Source organism: Brevundimonas sp. (assembly GCF_031412435.1).
GTDB lineage: Bacteria > Pseudomonadota > Alphaproteobacteria > Caulobacterales > Caulobacteraceae > Brevundimonas.
Genome location: NZ_JANODA010000011.1, coordinates 13,353 through 33,073, shown reverse-complemented (window position 1 = coordinate 33,073; position 19,721 = coordinate 13,353). Strand labels below are relative to the sequence as shown.

Genomic DNA, 19,721 nt, shown 5'->3' with positions numbered 1-19,721 from the left:
AGCCGGCCTTCTTGTTGGCGCTAGCCTTCAGCCCCGCCAGCGGTTTCAGCTTCGTCTTGCCGGCCTTCTTCTGCTCCAGAGCCTTGCCGGGCAGGTTGGACAGCATCTCGGCGCGTTCGGCCTTTTTGATGACCTTGCGCGGGGCAGTCTTGGCGTCGCCCTTGTAGCGTTCAGGGCCCGATTTGGAGCCGCCCGGAGCATAGGGGTTTTCGCTGCCCGACTTGACGATCAGACGGATCGGCGTGCCCGGCAGGTCGAAGCTTTCCCGCAGATTGTTGACCAGATAGCGCTTGTACTGTTCCGGCATGGCCTCGGCACGGCTGGCCATCAGCACGAAGGTCGGCGGGCGGGCCTTGGTCTGTGCCATGTATTTGGGCTTGATCCGCTTGCCGTCGACGGCGGGGGGCGGATGCCTCTGGGTGGCCATGGACAGCCAGGTGTTCAGGTCCTTGGTCTTGACCTTGACCGACCAGGTCGCGTGGGCCTGAAGCACGGCGGGCATCAGACGCTCAACGCCGCGGCCGCTGTGCGACGACAGGGCGACGAAGGGCGAGCCCTTCAGCTGGGGCAGCTTGTCCTCGGCCATCTGGGTCAGCTTGGCCAGCTTGGCCTGCGGGCTCTCCTCGAGGTCCCATTTGGCGGCGACATAGACCAGCGCCCGGCCCTCGCGCTCGACCAGATCGGCCAGCTGCAGGTCCTGGACGTCGAAGGCGTTGTCCTTGTCCATCACCAGCACGACGACCTCGGCATAGGTGATGGCGCGGATCGTGTCGGCGACCGACAGCTTCTCCAGCTTCTCCTGGACCCGCGCCTTGCGGCGCATCCCGGCCGTGTCGACCAGGCGGATGTTCTGGCCCTCGTACTCCCAGTCGACCGAGATGGAATCGCGCGTGATCCCGGCCTCGGGGCCCGTCAGCAGCCGGTCCTCGCCGATCAGACGGTTGATCAGGGTCGACTTGCCGGCGTTCGGGCGGCCGATGATGGCGATGCGGATCGGCTTGTCAGGCTCGTCGATCTCTTCGATGAAGATGTCGACAGAGGCGTCGCGGATGGCGGCATAGAGGTCAGCCATCCCCTCGCCGTGCTCGGCCGAGATAGCGACCGGCTCGCCGAAGCCCAGCCGGTAAGCCTCGCCCACACCGCCGCCGCTCTCGCGGCTCTCGGACTTGTTGGCCAGCAGGATGACCGGCTTGGACTGGTGACGCAGGCGTTCGGCGAAGATCTCGTCCAGCGAGGTCACGCCTTCGCGCGCATCCATCATGAACAGGATGACGTCGCCGTCCTCGATGGCCAGCTCGGTCTGCTCGCGCATCCGGCTTTCAAGGCTGTCGTCGGTGACATCCTCGTAGCCCGCCGTGTCGATCAGCGTCAGGTCCATGTCGCCGATATTGCCGTCGGCATAGCGACGGTCGCGGGTCACGCCCGGGCGATCATCGACAAGCGCAAGGCGCTTGCCGACCAGCCTGTTGAACAGTGTCGACTTGCCCACATTGGGGCGGCCGACGATGGCGAGCTTCAGTGCCATTTTAATTCCGCTCATCCCCGCGAAAGCGGGGACCCAGTCCTTTGGGCGATCATAGCCGCCATTGAGCGCCGATAGAAATCCAACACTCGTGCGTCGCTTAAGCACTGGATCCCCGCTTTCGCGGGGACGAGCGGAGGGCCGCGTGTAGTCAGCGAATGCTGACCAGTTCGCCGTCGTCGGTCAGGGCGTAGAGGGCGCCGTTGTAGGCGGCCGGGGCGATATAGGCCGGCGCGCCGAGGTTCAACGTAGCCGTCAAGGCGCCGGTCTTCGGATCAAAGGCCACGGCCTCGCCGTCCGAATTGACCAGAACCAGACGGTTGGAGGCCAGGATCGGACCCGACCATTCCGGCCGCACGGTGCGGTCGAAGAATCCCATGAATCCGCCTTCCTGACGCACGCGGCCCTCGTTGAGGTCGCGGGTCCAGTAGACGGCGCCCGAGTCGCGGTTGATCACAGTCAGTTCCCCCGACTTGGACACCACATAGACGACGTCTCCGGCCGGCAAGGGTGCGTTGACGCCCGCGACCGGCAGGGTCCACTTCGGCTGACCGGTGCGGATGTCCATGGCTTGCAGCACACCGGAGTGGCTGACGGCGTAGACGAAGCCGCGCGAGATCACCGGACGCCCGGCGATGTCACGGATCTCCGACAGGGCGCTGGTGCGGCTGGTGCGGGACAGGACCTGGTTCCAGACGGGCTGGCCATTGGTGGCGCGCAAGGCGACCACTTCACCCGACGAGAAGGGTGCGATGACCGTGTCACCGCTGACAGAGGGGCTCGACGCGCGCATGACGCGGGCCGGCTCGACGATGCCGCGGTAGGACCAGTCCTGCAGGCCGGTCGTGGTGTTGAAGGCGATGATCTGGTTGTCGACGTCCACGACATAGACGCGATTGCCCGCGACCGTCGGCGCGCCGTGGATCGGCACATCGACCGGCTGGGCCCAGACGACCGCGCCCGTGTTGGCGTCCAGCGCCGTCATGGTGCGATAGCCCGAGGCGACAAACACCTTGCCGCCGCCGACGGCCACCCCGCCGCCGAAGCCGCCGCTCAGCGATCCGCCGCCCTGGCTGACGAAGGGAATCGGCAGGCCGAAGGCGGAGACGCCGCCGGCCGCTTCCCGACCGGTCGGCTTGACATCGACCTTCCAGACCACCTCGCCCGTCGCGGCGTCCACGGCCGTGACCGTCGATTCGCCGTCCATGACGAAGACCTTGCCGGAGTCGGCGACGACCGGCGCCATCACCTGACGCGTGCGGGTCGAGCCTTCGCCGATCCGGCGACGCCAGCCGACGGTGAACTGCGGCGCGGCGATCACATGCTCGATCGAGGCCTCGGCGTTTCCGCCCGGCATCGGCCAGGAGGTCGCGGCCACGGGGCCGGGAAGGAAGAAGTCGCGTCCGGCCAGACCGGCCGAGGGGGCCAGTTGCTGCTCGAAGGACAGGATCGAGATTCGCTGTCCCTCGCTCGCTGTGGCCTGGGGTTCGTCGTCCTGACCCAGGCCGAACGGCAGGATGCGCCGGGCCGAGGCGCAGGACGCCAGAGAGGCGGCCAGCCCCAGGACGATGGCGGTCTTCAGTACGCGCGTTACGGTCGTCATCCGAACTCCGGTCGTCATCAGGCGGGTCTTCACTGTTGGGCAGCCGGAGCGGCCTGAACTTGAGCGGCTTGGGCGAGTTGTTCAGGGCTCGGACCGGCCGGAGCGGCCGGCGGCGTCACGGACTGGGCAGCAACGATGGCCGGCAAGCCCCCGGCGCCCCCCGCATCGATCATGCCGATGGCGGCCTGGGCGCGCTGACGCACAGAATCAGGCACGTCCTGACCGAGCGTCAGCAGCACGAACACTTCGCGCGCCTCTGCGGGCTTGTTGAACTGCAGGCGGGCCATGCCCAGCGCTTCCTGGGCGAAGGGCAACATCGGCCGGCCTTCCTTGGTCAGAGGCTCCAGCCTGGCTTCCAGATCTTCCAGGGTCGCGCCGTTGTCCATCATCAACAGGACCGACTTGTAGACGGCTGTGTCGTGAAGCAGCGGCTCGCCCGAGGCCTTGGCGGCGTCGTCGAACAATTGGATGGCGTCCGGAATGCGGTTGGCGGCGACCGCGAGGCCGGCGCGCTGCTGCAGGGCGAGGGCCTTGTAAGCTCCATTGCCGACCTTCTCCGCTTCGGCGAAGGCGGTCTCCGCTCCGGCCGAGTTGCCGGTCTGCAGGGCCTCTAGGCCGCGCTGATAGGCGATGGAGCCCGCGTTCGCGCGGCTGGTCTGGAAGCTCTGCCAGCCCCACCAGGCCAGCGCGGCGACCAGGGCCACCAGCAGAATTCCGCCCGCGATGGGCAGCCAATTACGCGCGAGGCGCTTGAGGCGTTCGGAGCGGATGTCCTCCTCGACCTCTTCAAAGACATCAGTCACTAGCGGAGCCGCCCCAAAAAACGCTGAAAAGCCAATCGGCGCGGACCCTAGAGGGTCGCCCTCGCCCTCGCAACGCCTCTTGAAGACAAGACGGGGACTACGGCAGAGCCGGCTTTTTCGAGAAGTAGGTCTCGACTTCGGCAGGAAAACGGCGGGCCTTCACATCGGCCGCATAGGTTTCGACCGCCCGGCTGATCTCGCCGCGCAGATCGGCGTATTTCCGCACGAACTTCGGGGTCCAGTCGAACAGACCCAGCATGTCGGGCGTGACCAGCACCTGCCCGTCGCAGGCAGCCGAGGCGCCGATGCCGATGGTGGGCCTGGCGATCGCTTCGGTGATCTCGCGGGCCAGCGGCTCGGCCACCCCTTCGATGACCACGGCAAAGGCGCCGGCGTTCGCGGTGTCGTGCGCCGACCGCAGGATACGCGCGTGTTCCGCCGCTTCCCGTCCCTTGGCCTTGAACGAGCCGTCGATGTTGATCGACTGCGGCAACAGGCCCACGTGGCCCATCACCGGCACGCCGCGCCGGACCAGATATTCGATCGTGGCCGGCACTTCCGGTCCGCTCTCGACCTTGACCGCCTGTGCGCCGGTCTCCTTCAGGATGCGGACGGCGTTGGCGTAGGCCTGCTCGACCCCAGCCTCATAGCTGCCGAACGGCATGTCGATGACCACCAGGGCCCGTCTGGAACCCCGCATCACCGCCTGGCCGTGCAGAATCATCATCTCCAGCGTGACCCCGACCGTCGAGGTCATGCCGTGCACCGCCATGCCAAGGCTGTCGCCGACGAGCAGGATGTCGCAATGCGGATCCAGGATCTCGGCCGTCGGGGCGTCATAGGCGGTCAGCACGACGATCGGCTCCCCACCCTTGCGGGCGGCGATGTCCGGGACCGTGGTCCGTTTGACGACTTCCTGTTTCTGGCTCGACATGGTCTCTCCGCGTGTGGCGGCGGAGAGATAGGCGTCCGGATCGATCCCGTCGACCCGGACACCCTCACAACTCACACGTCCTGCGACAGCCTGACCACGCCTGCCGCGGCCACGGCGATCAGGGCTCCGGCGGCGATCCAGAACATCTGCATCGCTCCCATCGACCCGACCGTCATGTTCGCCAGGCCCAGCTGCGACAGGCCGGAGCTGACCGCGTCCTGGACGTTCAGGCTGGCGTTCTGAAGGCCCTGGCCGATGACCCGCCCGGCGACGGGCGCCTGACTGTCGGACAATTGCAGGTTCAGGTTCATCGATTCCTTCACCGCGATCACCCCGCCGATCAGGCCGGCGACGGTCAGCGCCAGGGTGCGCACCCGGTTCGAGGAATGCAGCTTCGTTTCCACATCGGCGGCGAACAGGGTCGCGTCGGCCATCTGGGGCGAGCGCGCGAACAGCCGCTCGATCATCGGATCGAATTCATCAACCGACATGGGTCGACCTCCCCGACTGTCCGACATCCGGCGAAAGCCGGGCGCGGAGTTTATCCAGACCACGTTTGACATGAGACTTCACCGTTCCAAGCGGCAGATTCATGGCCGTGGCGATCTCGGGATGAGACAGCCCCGCGCCATGGCACAGGGACACGCAGAGACGTTCCGTTTCGCTGAGCGACTTCAGCGCCTCGTCGAGGTCGACCAGGCCCGCCTGATCCGGGGCGGGAGCGGAATCCTCCTCCCCCGGTTCGATCTCGGCGACGTAGCGGGCGTCCCTGGCCTTGCGCTTCAGATAGAGGCGCGCGGCGATGCGCTTGACCCAGGCGGCGAAGGTGCCCTCGCCCCGGAACTCGGCGCATTTCTCGAACGCCTGCAGGAAGGCGTCCTGCGCGACATCGTCGGCTTCTGCGCCCTGCGCCCCCATGCGTCGCAGCAGGGACCGCACGACCGAGCCGTGGCGGCGGACCAGTTCGCCGAATTCACGCCGCCCACCCGCCGCCGCGAGGGCGGCGAGTTCGACGTCGTGATGGTCCATCAAGGCCTTGGGCATGACAGTTCCCCCTGTCTGACCGGGCTCAGTCCTTGTTCTTGTTGAAGAAGCTCAGGACGATGTACGCCAGACCGATGGTGACCGGGATGGCCGCGATGCCGAGCAGGCCGCCGTCGAAGTTGGGGCCGTCGTTCCAGTCGTCGCCGAAGCCACGCAGGTCGTTGATCAGGCTGAAGGCGGCGATGCCGATGCCGGTTGCCAGCCAGATGATGCCCCGGCGAATGTCGCGGGTGCGCGACGGGATGTTCTTCGTGGCTTCCCGGCCGAGGGCCTCGATGACTTCCGGCGGCAAGGGCTGACCCTTGTCGATGGCGGCGCGGACGGTCGCCTGCATTTCCTGGCGTTCCCTCGACTTGAGATAGGTCGGGCCGACGATGATGGCCGTGATGGTGCCGAACACGGCGAAAATCGCGAACAGCGGAATGAAGTCTTCCATGGGGTGTCCCCTCTTTCGATGATGAGGCCGAGCCTGATGCCCGGGCCTTCTGATCACAAGAGGCGCCGGCGACGCCCAACAGATGCGATGAGCGACGTGAAATCTTCGTAAGGTGAAGCCTGATCCGTCCTGACGCCCACCCGCGGACGGCTGGTGTCGCCGCCCTGTCTCCCCTAGCGTCCCGCCGCAGGCTTTGCGCCTCTGGAGAATTTCATGTTGATCCGCCTTCTGCCACTCGTCCTCGGCGCCGCCCTCGCTGCCGGCTGCTCCCAGGCCGAGACCAGCGCCGAGGCAGAAAGCGCGGCCGCCTCCGAGCCGCAGGCCCTGACGGCGGAGCACGTCGCCAACCTCATCGCCGCCGATGGCGCGGCCCATACGGTCGCAGTTCTGACCGGCCCGGCCGATCCGACCGGCATCGACAAGGTCTTCGCCGGCATCGCCACCGGCGCGCCCGAATGGCTGGCCCTGGTCCCCACGATCCAGCCGGAGACGGACGGCATGTATGCCGAGGGTCTGCAGGACGCGCTGGCTGACGCCCTGACGCACAATGCGCCCGGCGTCCTGGCCCTGATCCCTGACCACGCAGACGCCTATTTCGTCTGCGGCGCCACAAGTCCTCCGGACGCCCGGATGATCGCAGGGCGTGCGGCCGTCGACGCCGTCACCGTCCCGACCCTGCAGGCGGCGAAGGCCGAATGCATCCGCTACTTCGAAGGTGCGGAGCCGGAACTGGCGGAGTAGAGCCGCAAACCCGCGTCAGGCCGGCATTAACCGACGCGCGCCCGCCATCAGGCCGACCACGCCCAGCCCCGTCAGCCCCAGGATTGCGGCGGCGGGCGCGAGCGTCTGGCCCAGCCCCTCGATCACCGGCCCCATCATCGGCTCGACCGCCCAGCACAGGACGATGGCCGCGATGGTCCAGGGGATCAGGGTGGCGACCGTGGCGAAGGCGCGACGCCGGGCGACCCGTTCGGCCACCCCGGCCTGGAAGGCGAGGTCGCGCGCGGGTGGCGTCGCCTCCGCAAAGAACGCGTTCAGCCGGTCCTCAGGCTTCATCGGACCCTCCCGTCAGCACGGCGAGCAACCTCGCCCTGCCCCGCGTGACATGGGACTTCACGGTCCCGAGCGGTAGCCCCAGCGCTTCGGCCGCTTCCGAATGTGACCAGCCGTCGGCCAGACACAGGGCGACGCAAGCCCTCTGATCGGCCGGCAGCCCGGCCATCGCATCGGCCAGGGCCAGCCGGTCTTCCTCCGGTATCCCGCCCGACGGCGCCGTCTCGTCCAGCCACGACCGGTCGCGCGCCTGCGACCTCAGTCCCGACCGCATCCGATCCTGACCCTTGCGCCAGGCGATGCCGAACAGCCACGACCGCAGCCCCGCCGGATCCTTGAGCCGTCCCAGCGAGCCCCAGGCGGTCACGAACACGTCCTGCGCCAGATCGTCGGCCTCGTCCCAGTTGCGCCCCAGCAGCCGCCTCAGAAAGGCCCGCACCGGGGCCTGGTGCCGCTCGACCAGCCGCGCGAAGGCCGCGTCGGAGCCGGCGCGCGCGGCCGCGACCAGCGCCGAGTCCGTCGAGGCGCCCTCCACTGTCCTGTCGCCCACGGACCGACATCAGTCCCGGCGGCGGCGGCGGCCGATGAGGCTCGAGACCAGCGAGGCTGCGGCCAGGGCTCCCATGACGAAGGCCACGATCAGGAAGGCGTCTCCCGCCCCGTACATGTTCGACCAGCTGGCGTAGCCGAAGCCCGCGGCCATGACCCCGAACAGCACGACCGAAAACCAATTGCCGTCGTCCATCTTCGTACCCGGCTGATACTCATGACGGTCGTCAATTGGCTGTTCGACGATCTTCAGCAGCGCCTCAGGCGGCTGTTCGCCCCTGTCGGCGTAGGTCTTGATGATGCTGAGGACGTTCTTCTGGCGGTAATAGTTCACCATCGCGTTGAAGCCGCCGAAAATGAACCATGACAGCGGAAACAGAAGCCACCAAAACTGTTGGAACAGTTCGACCATCGTCATTCACCCCTTGCGCGTCGGCCCATCGCCCGCGCTTTCACGAGATAGTCGGCGCCGGCCGCGTGAATGGATGCACGGCGGCGCAGAAAATGTCATCTAGGCGCAAATCCACCTGGAGAAGCCCCATGAGCCACGTCACCTATCGCATCGTCGAACACGACGGCGGCTGGGCCTACAAGGTTGGCGACACCTTCTCCGAGACATTCCCCGCCCACGACGACGCCAAGGCCGCCGCCGTCCGCGCCGCGCGCGAACAGAAAGTGTCCGACGACAACGCCATGATCGAATACGCCGACATCAATGGCGACTGGATCACCGAACGCGCCGACGGCCACGACCGGCCGGAGACCGACGTTGAGGGGTAAAACCCCTCTTCTCCCGCTCATCCCCGCGAAACACGGAAGGCGGATTTATTTCCTAAAGACCCCTTGCGCAGCTCGTCCGGCGCACCATGTCGACGGTCGATCTTTGACACCGTCGAGTCTCCTCACCTCATCCCGGGGGGCAGGACGGAATTTCCGATAATGCTTGCACTGTATCGTCGCGGAAGTTTTCTAAGCCGCTGATTTTCCTGGATCGGCATTGCCCTGTCTTGCACTCGAAATTCGAAAACAGTGCAACGTCCCAGCCCGGCAGGGTCCTCAGCCTGCGAATGCGGCCTCATAGATCGCGGGCTTGAACCCGACGACTGTCCGGTCACCCAGATCCAGCACCGGCCGCTTGATCATCGACGGCAGGGCCAGCATCAAGCCGATGGCCTTTTCGGCGTCCAGCCCGTCCTTGTCGGCCGCGTCCAGCGCCCGGAACGTCGTCCCGGCCCGGTTCAGCACGACCTCCCAGCCATGCTCGGCGACCCAGCCTTCCAGCGACGCCCGATCGATCCCTGACTTCTTGTAGTCATGGAAGACGAAGGCGCGGCCATTCTGGTCCAGCCAGACCCGCGCCTTCTTCACCGTGTCGCAATTGGGGATGCCGTAGAGGGTCGGGATCACCGGAACTTCCTCAGGCCGCGCGGCCCCATCCGACCGGCGCCGGCGCGTTTGCCCAGCCAGTCCTTCCAGTCGGGCCAGTTGCGACGACGCCCGCCGCCGTCGACCCACTCCGGCCCGGCCTCGCCGATGAAGACGGCGATATCCGTCAGACCACCCTGTTTGAACGACTGCAGCTTGACCCCCTTGCCGCGGCCCATCTCGGGCAGTTCCTCGGCCCTGAAGATCAGCGTCTTCAGGTTCTCGCCGATGGTCACGATATGATCGCCGGTGACCCGGATCACGGCCAGCAGGTCGCCGTTCAGCACCTGTTTCCCGCCCCGCTTCTGGGCCAGCAGTTCATCCTCCGGCGCGATGAAGCCGTACCCGGCCTTCGACGCCATCAGGAGCTTCGACCCCGGCTGATGCGCCAGAACCGCGATGATCCCCGCGCTTTCCTCCAGGTCGATCATCAGTCTGAGCGGTTCGCCATGTCCCCGCCCGGAGGCCAGCTTGTCGGCGCCCACGGTGAACACCCGCCCGTCCGAGGTCGCGACCAGCAGCTTGTCGGTCGTGAACGCGGGCACGAGGAAGCCGAGCGTATCGCCCTCCTTGAACTTCAGCTCCGAAGGATCCTCAACCTTGCCCTTCACCGCCCGGATCCAGCCCCGCTCGGACAGGATCACCGTGATGGCCTCCCTCGGAATGAAGGCCTCGGCGGGAACGAAGGACGACGCATCCACGGCCTCGGCGATCGTCGTCCGGCGCGGCGAGACCAGGGCCTTGCGCGTCGCCGCCAGTTCCTGACCGATCTTCTTCCACTGTTTCGCGGGCGAGGACGACAGCGCCTGCAGGTTCGCAAGCTCCTCGGCCAGCGCCTTGTATTCGTTCTCGATCGCCATTTCCTCGATCCGCGCCAGCTGACGCAGACGGGTGTCGAGAATGTAGTCCGCCTGCATCTCCGACAGGCCGAACCGGGCGATCAGGACGGCCTTGGGCTGCTCTTCCTCGCGGACGATGCGGATCACCTCATCCAGGTTCAGGAAGACGATCCGCAGGCCTTCCAGCAGGTGCAGCCGCCTCTCGACCCGCTCGATCCGCCATTGCGAGCGACGGTTCAGCACTTCACGCCGGTGATCGAGGAAGGCCTGCAGACAGGCCTTCAGCCCCATGACGCGCGGCGTGCCGGTCGCATCAAGGACGTTCATGTTGACCGGGAAGCGGATCTCGAGGTCTGACAGCCGGAACAGGCTCTCCATCAGGCTGTCGGCGTCAATATTGCGGCTCTTGGGCTCGATGACGACGCGGATGTCCTCGGCCGACTCGTCGCGCACATCCCCCAGCAACGGCGCCTTCTTCTGCTCGATCAGCTCGGCCAGGGCCTCGATCAGTTTGCCCTTCTGGACTTGATACGGAACCTCTGTGATGACGATCTGATAGCCGCCCCGGTCCAGCGGCTCCCGCTCCCAGCGCGCTCGCAACCGCACCCCGCCTCGCCCGGTCTCATAGGCCTCCAGGATCGAGGCATGCCCCTCGACCGCTACCCCGCCTGTCGGGAAATCCGGCCCCGGCACGATCTCCGCAAGCTCCGTCGTCGTCGCCTCGGGCCGGTCCAGCAACAGCAGACAGGCGTCGATCAGCTCCCCGACGTTATGCGGCGGGATCGAGGTCGCCATGCCCACGGCGATGCCCGACGACCCGTTGGCCAGCAGGTTCGGGAACCCGGCCGGCAGGACGATCGGCTCCTCATCCTGATCGTCGTAGGTGGGGCGGAAGTCGACGGAATCCTGATCGATTCCGTCCATCAGCAGCACGGCCGCCGCCGTCAGCTTGCACTCGGTGTAGCGCATGGCGGCGGCATTATCGCCGTCGATATTGCCGAAGTTCCCCTGCCCGTCGACGAGCGGATAGCGCTGGGCGAAATCCTGGGCCAGGCGGACCAGGGCGTCGTAGATCGAGGCGTCGCCGTGCGGGTGATAGGTGCCCATCACCTCGCCGACGACCTTGGCGCATTTCCGCGCCGCCGCCTGCGGGTTCAACCGCATCTGGTGCATGGCGTACATGATCCGCCGGTGCACCGGCTTGAACCCGTCGCGCACGTCCGGCAGGGCCCGGTTGGTGATTGTCGACAGGGCGTAGGCGAGATAGCGGCGCGACAGGGCGTCGCCCATCGGCTCGTCGACGATGCGGCCGCCTTCGGGCGGAGGGGCGTGGATGGTCATGGGCGGTCGAATCACTCAGGCGAAGGCCCAAGTCTAGTCACTTCCTCAGGCGAGGGCGCGGAACCAGCGGTCGATCAGCACCGCCTCGGCGCGGCGTGCTGCGGTTCGTTCCTCGGCCTCGGCGTCCACGCCCCACTGACGCTCCTGGAAGGCTTCGTCGAGCCGGCTGAGTTCGAAGGCGTCTTCGCCCGAGATTGCTCCCCGCTGCATCGCCAGGCCCAGAATCGCGCTGCCCAGCAGCGGCACGGCCATGGCCAGGGCCGTCAGCCGGAAGTCGTCCAGCTCCAGCGCCTGCTCGCGCACCCGGGCGATGCTCTGCTGCGGCTGGGCTACATGGATGATGCCCGACGTCGGCTGGACGACGATGCCCAGCTCCCGCCCGGCCCACTCCCGCCACGGCGTCCACTTGCGGATCTGTTCCGCAACCAGCGGCGTCGGGTGTTCGGCGAGGTAGCAGAGCAGGTCAGACCCGACATAGGCCGCGATCTCCTCGGCGACCGGTTCGCGCGTTAGCGCCACGCGGTCGATCGCCGTGGCGGCGATCCGCGTCGCCGGCATCGTCCCGGGATCGAGGAACTCCCCCTGCGCCGCCCACTCGCCGGCGACCATGCGCGCGGCCACCTCGGTCGGCAGTACGAAGCGATTGTGCGCCGGCGTCTTCGGCGCGCGGCCATCGAGCAGCACGACCCAACCTCCGGCGTCCTCGGCTGCGACCGAGGCCTCCTTCCAGAAGCGCTTCAGACGCTCCTCGGATTCCCGAAAGCCCTTCTTGGCGGCGACCATGGGGTCAAGCGGCGGGATATGGCTCATGCAAAAGCTCTGGCGGCGAAACGGTCGAGGGCGGCTTCCAGGTCGTCGAAGTCCGTGGCCACGTGAGCGGCCCCGGCGGCGATCTGTTCCTGCGGCGTATGGAAGCCCCAGGCCACGCCCTGCGGCAGGACCCCGGCAGCCACCGCCATCGATATGTCGTGGGCCGTGTCGCCGATCATCACGGTCGAGGCGGGCTCGACGGAACAGGCGTGCATGGCGGCGTGCAGCATGGCAGGGTCAGGCTTGCCCGGCCCGTCCTCGGCGCAGTGGGAGGACACAAACAGTTCGGCCCATCCCGCCCGTGCGAGATTGCGCGCGACGCCACGCCGGTTCTGGCCCGTCGCCAGCGACAGCCGCCAGCCGTTCTTGTGAAGTCGCCGCAGCGTCTCAATCGCCCCCGGATACAGCGGCTCCTCGTGGCCGGATGCATAGAGGCGGTTGAAGCTGGCCCGGAAACCTTCGGTGAACCGCTCGAGTTCCGACGGCGTCAGACCCGGCTCCAGCACCGCCAGGGCGTGCGGCAGGCTCAGACCGACAATCTGGCGCACCCGGTCGTATTCGGGATCGGGCAGACCCATGTCGCGCGCGGCATCGGTCGCCGCCCGCAGGATCGAGGCGCGGCTGTCGACCAGGGTCCCGTCGATGTCGAAGACTGCGAGCGGACGGGTCATCGCTGACGTTTCACGCCCTCGAAGGGGTCGTAATCCGCCTCGCCCTCGTCAAAGCCGAAATGCTGGAAGCCGGCGCGCAGTTCTGCGCTGATCGGCGCCTCGACGATGAGCTTGCCGCCCGACGGATGGTCCAGCTCGATGCGCCGCGCGTGCAGTTGCAGCTTGAGCGGGCCGCTGAGCTCGGTGGATTTCTCGTCGCCGTATTTCGGGTCGCCCAGAATGGGATGGCCGATCGCCTTCATGTGCGCCCTGAGTTGGTGCGTCCGCCCGGTGAACGGTCGAAGCGCCATCCAGGACGCCCGCTGACCTGCATGGCTGATCAGGGCGAAAGCCGTCTCGGCCGGCTCGGCCCCATTCTCCTTGGGATCGGCCGGACGCATGATCTCGTAGTCGTTGATGCCGGACTTCTTCAGATGCATGTCGATCTGGCCGGCGTTCGGCTTGGGCAGACCCATGACGATGGCCCAGTAGGTCTTCTTGGCCTGACGCCTCGCGAACGCCCCGGCCAGCCGCTTGGCGGCTTCAGGCCCCTTGCCGAGCAGGAGCACGCCGGACGTGTCGCGGTCGAGCCGGTGCACCAGACGGGGCCGGTCCATCCCCTCGCCCCAGGCCGACAGCAGCCGGTCGACGTGGCGCGTGGTCTTGGTCCCGCCCTGCACGGCCAGGCCCCAGGGCTTGTTCAGGGCAATGACCAGGTCGTCCTCATAGATGACCATTGATTTCGCGAATGCGATGTCGGCTGGCGTCAGAGCCATGTGCTCGCCCGGCGCTCGGACGATCGGTTCAGGGATTGGCGGCACGCGCACGGCCGCGCCCGCGGTCAGGCGGCCTTCGGGCTTGATGCGGGCTCCGTCGACGCGGATCTGACCACCGCGCGCCATCTTCTGCACCTGAATGTTCGACAGGTGCGGCCAGCGCCGGCGGAACCAGCGGTCAAGGCGGATCCCGTCCTCGGCCTCGGCGACATAGAGGATCTGGGCCTCGCGGGCGCCGACCGGACCTTTGGGCGCCGGGGCTTCAGCGGCGTCTTCCTTGGGATCGTAGCTCACAGGGTGTCTCCGAATGCGCGGCGAGCCAGCATCAGTCCGGCCATCAGGGCCGCGACGGCCAGCACCACCGACAGCAGGACATAGGCGCCCGCCAGACCATATTCACGCCGCTCGATCATCAGCGCCGTCTCCAGCGAGAAGGCGCTGAAGGTCGTGAAGCCGCCCAGCACGCCGACCGCAGTGAAGGCGCGCACTGACTCATGCCCGGCCCCGGCCTTCAGGCTCATCCAGCCGACCAGCAGACCCATGACCAGGCCGCCGACGACATTGACCGTCAGCGTACCCCAGGGCCAGGTCGAGGCGGGAAACAGGCGCGCGGCGCCCAGTCCCACGCCGTAGCGCGCCATGGAGCCCAGCGCTCCGCCGAGGGCGACCAGAAGAAGTCTTGTCATGATCGGGGCCTTATAGCGCGATGCACGCTTGCGTCACCTGACCGAAACTTCACTTGCCGCGTTGCACGGTTAACGGCGATACCCGAGCTTCGCGTTGGGAGAGAACCCGGTCGGTCCGGCGGCCGGTTCTGCCATAGTGCCGGGTCAAGGTCGCAAGGGTTCCACCGTCCGCCATGTCGCACGACGATCATCATACCCCAGAGCCGGGTCCCGGCCTGACGATCCCGGTGTCGCCGTCGGCGCCGCCGTCGGGCGCGGCCGATATTCCCGATCGCCCGATTCCAGCGGCCACGCCCGCCCCGGCGCCCGAGCCGATCACGGCCCAGGAAGGCATCCTGCGTCCGATCCAGGAGAGCGATTATTTCACCCTGGATCCGGAGGCGATCCGGATCATCTCGGCCAATATCGACCAGTATTTCAACCAGGCGCTCGATATCTTCCCGTTCTGGGAGACCGAGAACAAGCCGGACCGGTTCCACGTCCTGTTCACACGTCAGATCGAGGAACGCTTCCCCGCCGACGAGGATATCCGAGGCCGAATCCACGGCTATGGCCGACGTGTTTTCAACGCTTTGCGCGTGCATGTGATCACCAAACGTCTGACCCAAGGCATTGCTCTGATCGCCTTTGCCGCCATGGCGATCTTGGGCCCCGGCCTGTTCGCGGAGTGGACCGGCGGGCAGCCGCAGGGACTGGGTCTGGCGGTTCTGGGCATGTTGATCACCGTCGGCATCTTCTTCGGCGTCTCCTCGATCCTGTTCGTCCAGTACCGGTTCCGGCTGGAGAACGATTCCTACGAACTGTCACGCGAGGTGGTTCAGCGGACGCGCGAGCTGCAGAACCTGTTCACCAACGCCCGGGCCCTGTCAGATCAGGCCGAGACCCAGTTCCAGATGGACGGCAAGGGTTGGGGCCAGCGGGCCCTGTTCCTCACGCGATTGGTGATGTGGATCGCGGCACGCATGGAATATCTTGAGAAATTTGCCCAGATGGAGCTGTGGCGCGTGCGCCGCGAACGCTACTGGATGCGCTGGGTTGCGCGGATTACCACGCCTTTCGTCCTGCTGGTCTGGATGGCCGTCTTCGCCTTCTGGCCCGCCCCCGCGGCCAACGAGGTCGGCTTCCGCATTCTGCAGCTGGTTGCCCTGGGAATGGGGCTGCTGGTGTCCTGGCTGTCCTACTTCAACTGGCGGACCCCGACGGCGGCGGTGAAGGACAAGCTCGGCGTGGAAGGCTGGGTCCGTTACGCGTCTCTGGACGTCGACAACACGATCGGCGACCAGGTCCGGCGCGACAAGGAACGGCTGGTCGAATACCGCGCCCTCACTCGCGGCCGCTGAGCGAGTAGCGGACCTCCCGGGCTTCATAGGCCTCGCCCCGGTCGGGGCGGACGCCTCGGCCCAGGCGGATTTCCAGTACGGTCGAGGTCGCTGACGGCCCTTCGAAGTTCAGGCCCACGCCGACGCCCACGCCGGAAGACGAGTAGCGGTGACCGCCGTAGCGGCCCGAACCACCGCCGTAGCCCACCGAGACGCTGGGCCGGAAGCCGCCGGCGCTATCCGGGCGGCCGTCGACATAGCGCCGGGTCACCTCGAACCAGTCATAGCCCTGCTCGACGGTCAGATCGGCAGCCCGCAGCAGGGCCATGTCCGCGACGGGTCCAGGCGCGCCGACGCCGTTGTAGCTGACCCGGTAGCGATCGGTCTCGATGCGTTGTTCGGAGTATCCCTGCGCGTTCGGGCCTCGCTGGGGGCCATAGGGGGCGAGACTGGCGCAAGCGGCAAGCGACAGGGCGGCCGTGGCGATGACGAGGGTGCGGATCATGGGCGTCGTCCTTTCGCACGGTAAGCGCTGAAGGCGGGCGAGCCGTTCCCGATGAACGGGACTCCGGAGAATTCAGTACAGATAGTCCACTGAGTCCGGCCGGCCCGAACGCGAAAACACCGTCCGAAGCGTCCGATGCGTCCGAAGCGTTCGCCCATGATGATCCTCTCTGACTGAAACGGGTCAGTATGGGGGCGTTTCAGGGCGTGATGGATAAAAGGCCTCTCGTCAGAGCCGGCCATTGATTTCAAGGGCGAATTCGGACGATCCGTTGATGGGTATCGCCTGCCTTCATTCTCGCCCCTGCGGGAGAAGACGTTAGATCTTGAGCCCCATCGCCTCGGCCAGCATCCGGAAATCCTCGGGCGGTTCGGCGGTCACCGTGCGTTCGCCGCCGTCCGGATGGGGGAATTTCAACGACACGGCGTGCAGCATCAGCCGGGGCGCGGCCCGGCCCGCCGCCGTCAGGGCGCCGCCGTAGCGGACGTCCCCGATCAGGGGACGCCCGATATGGGCCATGTGGACGCGGAGCTGGTGCATGCGGCCGGTGAAGGGCTGGAGCTCGACCAGGGCGCCGTCGTCACTGGACGACAGGGTGCGGTATTTGCTGCGGGAGCCTTGGGCGCCTTTCGCGTCGAAGGCGGCGACGCGCATGTAGCTTTCGCGTCCGATCTCCTGACGCACCAGAGGGACATTGATATCGCCGCTGGCAGGCTCGGGCGCAGCCGAGACCAGGGCCAGATAGGTCTTGGTCAGTTTGTGGGCCTGGATCGCCTTGCCGAGGAAGCCGGCGGCGGGCTTGGTTTTTGCGGCCAGGATGACGCCGGAGGTGTCGCGGTCGAGCCGGTGAACCAGGTCCGGGCGCTTGCCGTTCGACCGCGCGAAGGCCCACAGCAGGTCGTCCAAGGTGTGGGCCTGGATACGGCCGCCCTGGCTGGAGAGACCCGCGGGCTTGGCGAAGGCGATCGTCGAGGCGTCCTCGTGGATGACCCACGAACGGACGGCCTCGATCTCTTCAGGCGACAGGGTGACGGGGGTGCGATCGGACACCCCCGCCGGTTAGCGGAGAACGCCGCGCTTGCCCATGGTCCAGGCGTACCACAGCAGGAAGGCGGCGATCGCGGCGATGATCCACGGCATGTAAGCCATGACGGCCATTTCCGGCGGCAGGCCGGGCATGGGGTTCATCAGGCCGAAGATCAGGCTGGTGACCGCGCCGATCACCGACAGGGCGAAGGCGTGGACCGCCCACTTCATGCGCAGCAGCAACAGGACCGACCCCGCGACCGCGCCCCAGACCCCGAGCGTCCACGGCACATACATCCACGTCGGCATGGCCATGAAGTAGTCGATCATTGGCTGGGTCATGCCCGAGGCGCGCATATAGCTCTCGCCCTGGGTGTTGGTCATTATGAAGTCAAAACCGCCGAACCCATTCCACAGCAGGCTCAGCCCACCCACCAGCCACAGGTGCCAGGGCGTCTTCGTTGCGTCAGCCATCGTCCCCTCCCAAGGATCGCTTGAACGGCGAAGCTAGAACGATGGGGCGCACTCGACAATGAACGCTGATCACTCAGATGGGGGGCCAACCTTCCAGGGAGGATCAATCCGGTTCCGCCCCGCAAAATACAGACAGAGCCGGTTTCCGTCCGGGTCACGCAACCAGGCTTCTCGCCACAGCCAGCGTTGATCCACGGGGTCGTTATCGAACCTCACGCCCGCCGACTTCAGCCGCACTACACGGTCATCGAGATCGTCGCACTCGAAATAGACCCCCATCTGGCCGGGCCGTACCGTTTGAGAGAGATGGATCGAGAATGTCGCCGGGCGTTCGTCTGGAGAGGCTGGACAAACGAACCGGGCATAGTGATCGCTCGACACGATCAGGATCAGACCCAGTCACTCGTAAAATGCTCTGGACCGTTCGATATCGCTGACGTCCAGCGTGACCTGGTTGAGATTCATTCCCTGTCCCGCTGCAACTCCGCCCGCATTTTCGCCCACCGCTCCAGCCGGCCCTTGATCTTCTCCTCGTGGCCCTCGCCTTTCGGCTTGTAGAAGGTCCGGCGCTCCATCTCGTCGGGGAAGAAGTTCGCGCCGGAGAAGCCTTCCTCCGTGCTCGGGTCATACTGGTAGCCCTTGCCGTAGCCGAGCTGTTTCATGAGCTTGGTCGGGGCGTTGCGGATATGGGCCGGCGGCATCAGGGAACCCGTCTCCGCGGCCGCCCGCTTCGCGTCCTTGAAGGCTTCGTAGACCGCGACCGACTTGGGCGCGGTGGCGAGGTGGACCACCGCCTGGGCCAGGGCCAGTTCGCCCTCGGGGCTGCCGAGGAAGTCGTAGGTGTCCTTCGCCGCATTGGCGACCATGATCGACAGGGGGTCGGCTTCGCCGATGTCCTCGACCGCCATCCGCACGATCCGGCGCGCGAGATACAGGGGATCCTCCCCCCCGTTCAGCATCCGGGCCAGCCAGTAGAGGGCCGCGTCCGGGTCTGAGCCGCGAACCGATTTATGTAGGGCGGATATGAGGTTGTAGTGTTCTTCTCTCGACTTGTCGTAGGCGGGGGCGCGGCGCTGCAGGGTTCCGGCGAGGGCCTGGACGTCCAGCAGGGGCTCGGGTGGCAGGGCGAACAGGGTCTCGGCCATGGTCAGCAGATAGCGGCCGTCGCCGTCGGCCAAAGCCGTCAGGGCCTGTCGCGCCTCGGGCGTCAGCGGCAGGGATTGACCCTCCTGCGCCTCGGCCCGGATCAACAATTGATCGAGAGCAGCGTCGTCCAGCCGCTTGAGCACGAAGACCTGGCTGCGGGACAGCAGGGCGCCGTTCAGTTCGAACGACGGGTTCTCGGTCGTGGCGCCGACGAGGGTGACGACCCCCTCCTCCACGAACGGCAGGAAACCGTCCTGCTGGGCACGATTGAAGCGGTGAATCTCGTCGACGAACAGCAGGGTCGACTGGCCGGCGGCGCGGCGCACGCGGGCCTGTTCGAAGGCCTTCTTCAGGTCGGCGACGCCGGAGAAGACGGCCGAGATCTGCTGGTACTGGTAGCCGGCGGCCTTCGCCAGCAGCCGGGCGATGGTGGTCTTGCCCGTACCGGGTGGCCCCCACAGGATCATGGACCCCAGACGCCCGGCCTCGATCATGCGCCGGATCGGCCCACCCTCGCCCAGCAGATGGTCCTGGCCCACCACCTCGTCGAGGGTGGCCGGGCGCAGACGGTCGGCCAGCGGCGCGTCGGGGGGATGGATGCCGGAGGCTTCGAACAGATCGGTCATGGACGGTCAGATGTAGGGCCTGACCCGGAAAAGTGTGAGCGGTTTTCGGTCCGGATCAGGCCCCACATTGAAGCTGGACCTTGATTCACGGCATCAGCAGGATCGCGAAGCGATCCTCCCTCATCCGATCAAGGCGGGCTGTTCGCACGGGCGA

General features: G+C 66.8%; 24 protein-coding genes. 3 read left to right on the top strand and 21 right to left on the bottom strand.

The genetic code is table 11. The annotated features are described in order from the left end of the window. From der to RMO01_RS02435, 7 genes are all read right to left on the bottom strand, one after another. Positions 1-1,525: ribosome biogenesis GTPase Der (gene der, locus RMO01_RS02465; RefSeq protein ID WP_309627465.1), on the bottom strand; the 1,525-nt coding region annotated here is incomplete at its 3' end. A 148-nt stretch (positions 1,526-1,673) separates the two neighbouring features. After that, entirely contained in the window at positions 1,674-3,125 is a 1,452-nt protein-coding gene (locus RMO01_RS02460; RefSeq protein ID WP_309627464.1) for a PQQ-binding-like beta-propeller repeat protein, read from the bottom strand. 29 nt (positions 3,126-3,154) lie between these two features. After that, complete coding sequence (locus RMO01_RS02455; RefSeq protein ID WP_309627463.1) at positions 3,155-3,928, bottom strand: tetratricopeptide repeat protein; 774 nt, start codon at positions 3,926-3,928, stop codon at positions 3,155-3,157. Positions 3,929-4,025: 97 nt separating this feature from the next. Beyond that, positions 4,026-4,862: a 3-methyl-2-oxobutanoate hydroxymethyltransferase gene (panB, locus tag RMO01_RS02450; RefSeq protein WP_309627462.1), complete on the bottom strand. Its 837-nt coding sequence runs from the start codon at positions 4,860-4,862 to the stop codon at positions 4,026-4,028. A gap of 71 nt (positions 4,863-4,933) precedes the next feature. Continuing rightward, positions 4,934-5,353, bottom strand: coding sequence for a hypothetical protein (locus tag RMO01_RS02445; protein WP_309627461.1), 420 nt, complete (start codon positions 5,351-5,353; stop codon positions 4,934-4,936). Continuing rightward, positions 5,343-5,906, bottom strand: a complete 564-nt coding sequence (locus RMO01_RS02440; RefSeq protein ID WP_309627460.1) for a sigma-70 family RNA polymerase sigma factor — start codon at positions 5,904-5,906, stop codon at positions 5,343-5,345. The genes RMO01_RS02445 and RMO01_RS02440 overlap by 11 nt, the downstream gene beginning before the upstream one ends. Before the next feature lie 25 nt (positions 5,907-5,931). Further along, complete coding sequence (locus tag RMO01_RS02435) at positions 5,932-6,342, bottom strand: DUF6249 domain-containing protein (protein WP_309627459.1); 411 nt, start codon at positions 6,340-6,342, stop codon at positions 5,932-5,934. A gap of 213 nt (positions 6,343-6,555) precedes the next feature. Between RMO01_RS02435 and RMO01_RS02430 the strand changes: the two genes are divergently transcribed. Continuing rightward, on the top strand, positions 6,556-7,083 hold the full coding sequence (locus RMO01_RS02430) for a hypothetical protein (RefSeq protein WP_309627458.1): 528 nt from the start codon (positions 6,556-6,558) through the stop codon (positions 7,081-7,083). Between the two features lie 15 nt (positions 7,084-7,098). Here the strand turns inward: RMO01_RS02430 and RMO01_RS02425 are convergent, their stop codons facing one another. Genes RMO01_RS02425 through RMO01_RS02415 form a run of 3 tightly spaced genes read right to left on the bottom strand, consistent with a single transcriptional unit; the run spans position 7,099 to position 8,362 of the window. Then, positions 7,099-7,398: a hypothetical protein gene (locus RMO01_RS02425; protein ID WP_309627457.1), complete on the bottom strand. Its 300-nt coding sequence runs from the start codon at positions 7,396-7,398 to the stop codon at positions 7,099-7,101. After that, complete coding sequence (locus tag RMO01_RS02420; RefSeq protein WP_309627456.1) at positions 7,388-7,945, bottom strand: RNA polymerase sigma factor; 558 nt, start codon at positions 7,943-7,945, stop codon at positions 7,388-7,390. The genes RMO01_RS02425 and RMO01_RS02420 overlap by 11 nt, the downstream gene beginning before the upstream one ends. Before the next feature lie 9 nt (positions 7,946-7,954). After that, positions 7,955-8,362 (bottom strand): hypothetical protein, encoded by a 408-nt coding sequence (locus tag RMO01_RS02415; RefSeq protein WP_309627455.1) that lies wholly within the window; start codon positions 8,360-8,362, stop codon positions 7,955-7,957. A 122-nt stretch (positions 8,363-8,484) separates the two neighbouring features. On the opposite strand from RMO01_RS02415, the gene RMO01_RS02410 reads away from it, so the two are divergent. Further along, on the top strand, positions 8,485-8,724 hold the full coding sequence (locus RMO01_RS02410; RefSeq protein ID WP_309627454.1) for a hypothetical protein: 240 nt from the start codon (positions 8,485-8,487) through the stop codon (positions 8,722-8,724). 276 nt (positions 8,725-9,000) lie between these two features. On the opposite strand, the gene RMO01_RS02405 is transcribed toward RMO01_RS02410, so the two are convergent. Genes RMO01_RS02405 through crcB form a run of 6 tightly spaced genes read right to left on the bottom strand, consistent with a single transcriptional unit; the run spans position 9,001 to position 14,471 of the window. Beyond that, on the bottom strand, positions 9,001-9,351 hold the full coding sequence (locus RMO01_RS02405; protein ID WP_309627453.1) for an arsenate reductase: 351 nt from the start codon (positions 9,349-9,351) through the stop codon (positions 9,001-9,003). Then, positions 9,348-11,549 (bottom strand): DNA topoisomerase IV subunit A, encoded by a 2,202-nt coding sequence (gene parC / locus RMO01_RS02400; RefSeq protein WP_309627452.1) that lies wholly within the window; start codon positions 11,547-11,549, stop codon positions 9,348-9,350. The genes RMO01_RS02405 and parC overlap by 4 nt, the downstream gene beginning before the upstream one ends. 45 nt (positions 11,550-11,594) lie before the next feature. After that, complete coding sequence (locus RMO01_RS02395; protein ID WP_309627451.1) at positions 11,595-12,359, bottom strand: ATP12 family protein; 765 nt, start codon at positions 12,357-12,359, stop codon at positions 11,595-11,597. Continuing rightward, positions 12,356-13,030: an HAD-IA family hydrolase gene (locus tag RMO01_RS02390; protein WP_309627450.1), complete on the bottom strand. Its 675-nt coding sequence runs from the start codon at positions 13,028-13,030 to the stop codon at positions 12,356-12,358. Before RMO01_RS02390 ends, RMO01_RS02395 begins: the two co-directional genes overlap by 4 nt. Next, entirely contained in the window at positions 13,027-14,079 is a 1,053-nt protein-coding gene (locus RMO01_RS02385) for an RluA family pseudouridine synthase (RefSeq protein ID WP_309627449.1), read from the bottom strand. Before RMO01_RS02385 ends, RMO01_RS02390 begins: the two co-directional genes overlap by 4 nt. Further along, positions 14,076-14,471: a fluoride efflux transporter CrcB gene (gene crcB / locus RMO01_RS02380; RefSeq protein WP_309627448.1), complete on the bottom strand. Its 396-nt coding sequence runs from the start codon at positions 14,469-14,471 to the stop codon at positions 14,076-14,078. Before crcB ends, RMO01_RS02385 begins: the two co-directional genes overlap by 4 nt. 173 nt (positions 14,472-14,644) lie before the next feature. On the opposite strand from crcB, the gene RMO01_RS02375 reads away from it, so the two are divergent. Then, the gene (locus RMO01_RS02375; RefSeq protein ID WP_309627447.1) at positions 14,645-15,811 is read left to right on the top strand and encodes a hypothetical protein; all 1,167 of its coding nucleotides are present in this window, start codon (positions 14,645-14,647) and stop codon (positions 15,809-15,811) included. Here the strand turns inward: RMO01_RS02375 and RMO01_RS02370 are convergent. From RMO01_RS02370 to RMO01_RS02355, 5 genes are all read right to left on the bottom strand, one after another. Then, a complete protein-coding gene (locus RMO01_RS02370) occupies positions 15,795-16,295 on the bottom strand; it encodes a CC0125/CC1285 family lipoprotein (RefSeq protein WP_309627446.1) in 501 nt (166 codons plus the stop codon). The genes RMO01_RS02375 and RMO01_RS02370 overlap by 17 nt on opposite strands. Positions 16,296-16,613: 318 nt before the next feature. Beyond that, positions 16,614-17,345, bottom strand: coding sequence for an RluA family pseudouridine synthase (locus RMO01_RS02365; RefSeq protein WP_309627445.1), 732 nt, complete (start codon positions 17,343-17,345; stop codon positions 16,614-16,616). A 9-nt stretch (positions 17,346-17,354) separates the two neighbouring features. After that, the gene (locus RMO01_RS02360; protein WP_309627444.1) at positions 17,355-17,795 is read right to left on the bottom strand and encodes a hypothetical protein; all 441 of its coding nucleotides are present in this window, start codon (positions 17,793-17,795) and stop codon (positions 17,355-17,357) included. A gap of 69 nt (positions 17,796-17,864) precedes the next feature. Next, complete coding sequence (locus RMO01_RS18055) at positions 17,865-18,176, bottom strand: VOC family protein (RefSeq protein ID WP_409013030.1); 312 nt, start codon at positions 18,174-18,176, stop codon at positions 17,865-17,867. A gap of 80 nt (positions 18,177-18,256) precedes the next feature. Then, the gene (locus RMO01_RS02355; protein ID WP_309627443.1) at positions 18,257-19,567 is read right to left on the bottom strand and encodes a replication-associated recombination protein A; all 1,311 of its coding nucleotides are present in this window, start codon (positions 19,565-19,567) and stop codon (positions 18,257-18,259) included. Positions 19,568-19,721 lie beyond the last annotated feature (154 nt).

Coding starts and splice junctions, on each gene's coding strand:
- RMO01_RS02370 (WP_309627446.1), bottom strand. CDS start 16,295: ATGATCCGCACCCTCGTCATCGCCACGGCCGCCCTGTCGCTTGCCGCT.
- crcB (WP_309627448.1), bottom strand. CDS start 14,471: ATGACAAGACTTCTTCTGGTCGCCCTCGGCGGAGCGCTGGGCTCCATG.
- parC (WP_309627452.1), bottom strand. CDS start 11,549: ATGACCATCCACGCCCCTCCGCCCGAAGGCGGCCGCATCGTCGACGAG.
- RMO01_RS02395 (WP_309627451.1), bottom strand. CDS start 12,359: ATGAGCCATATCCCGCCGCTTGACCCCATGGTCGCCGCCAAGAAGGGC.
- RMO01_RS02440 (WP_309627460.1), bottom strand. CDS start 5,906: ATGCCCAAGGCCTTGATGGACCATCACGACGTCGAACTCGCCGCCCTC.
- RMO01_RS02360 (WP_309627444.1), bottom strand. CDS start 17,795: ATGGCTGACGCAACGAAGACGCCCTGGCACCTGTGGCTGGTGGGTGGG.
- RMO01_RS02460 (WP_309627464.1), bottom strand. CDS start 3,125: ATGACGACCGTAACGCGCGTACTGAAGACCGCCATCGTCCTGGGGCTG.
- RMO01_RS02410 (WP_309627454.1), top strand. CDS start 8,485: ATGAGCCACGTCACCTATCGCATCGTCGAACACGACGGCGGCTGGGCC.
- panB (WP_309627462.1), bottom strand. CDS start 4,862: ATGTCGAGCCAGAAACAGGAAGTCGTCAAACGGACCACGGTCCCGGAC.
- RMO01_RS02430 (WP_309627458.1), top strand. CDS start 6,556: ATGTTGATCCGCCTTCTGCCACTCGTCCTCGGCGCCGCCCTCGCTGCC.
- RMO01_RS02425 (WP_309627457.1), bottom strand. CDS start 7,398: ATGAAGCCTGAGGACCGGCTGAACGCGTTCTTTGCGGAGGCGACGCCA.
- RMO01_RS02375 (WP_309627447.1), top strand. CDS start 14,645: ATGTCGCACGACGATCATCATACCCCAGAGCCGGGTCCCGGCCTGACG.
- RMO01_RS02445 (WP_309627461.1), bottom strand. CDS start 5,353: ATGTCGGTTGATGAATTCGATCCGATGATCGAGCGGCTGTTCGCGCGC.
- RMO01_RS02390 (WP_309627450.1), bottom strand. CDS start 13,030: ATGACCCGTCCGCTCGCAGTCTTCGACATCGACGGGACCCTGGTCGAC.
- RMO01_RS02415 (WP_309627455.1), bottom strand. CDS start 8,362: ATGACGATGGTCGAACTGTTCCAACAGTTTTGGTGGCTTCTGTTTCCG.
- RMO01_RS02355 (WP_309627443.1), bottom strand. CDS start 19,567: ATGACCGATCTGTTCGAAGCCTCCGGCATCCATCCCCCCGACGCGCCG.
- RMO01_RS02435 (WP_309627459.1), bottom strand. CDS start 6,342: ATGGAAGACTTCATTCCGCTGTTCGCGATTTTCGCCGTGTTCGGCACC.